At 59.5% G+C, this 587-nt stretch carries 1 protein-coding gene; it reads left to right on the plus strand.

The genetic code is table 11. The features are described from left to right. A partial coding sequence (locus tag P5683_RS25615; RefSeq protein WP_315669520.1) for an IS1634 family transposase occupies nucleotides 1-587 on the plus strand: 587 nt, incomplete at both ends.

The raw sequence follows: 587 nt of genomic DNA on the forward strand, positions 1-587 counted from the left end.
TACACAGCAGCCAATCTGCAGCAGATGGAGACCACGGGGTGGCTATCACGGGTGCCGCTGACCCTAAAAGCGGCTCAAGAGCTGGTGCACAGCGATGTCACCCGACTGACTGAAGTCCCCTGCAACTCCAAGGATTACCGGATGTGGGAGATTGAGCAGACCTATGCCGGAGTGCGCCAGCGCTGGCGCCTCGTCGAAAGCCAAACCCGCAAAGCCAATGCCGACCTCTGGCAACCCGAATTAGAGAAGCTCGAACACCGCCTCAACCGCCAATTGAAAAAGCTGACCCAGCGGGTCTTTGCTTGCAAACCCGATGCCCTCGAGGCCTTGATGCAGTTTCAAGATGGACTCGAGGTGCATCAGCTCACTCAGGTCTCCCTGGAGACGGTGCGGGCCAAGCGACCCCCCGGTCGTCCCGCCAAATCCGCCGAACCCACCCCAGTTCAGGGCTATCGGCTCCAGGCCACGTTACAGCAGACCGCCACGGCGGAAGACCGCTTTAGCCGTCAGCGTAGTCGCTTTATTCTAGCCACCAATCAACTGGAGCAATCCCTCTGGCCGGCTCAGACCTGCTTGAGCGAATATAC

This window comes from Limnospira sp. PMC 1279.21 (assembly GCF_032349615.1).
Taxonomy (GTDB): Bacteria; Cyanobacteriota; Cyanobacteriia; order Cyanobacteriales; family Microcoleaceae; genus Limnospira; species Limnospira fusiformis.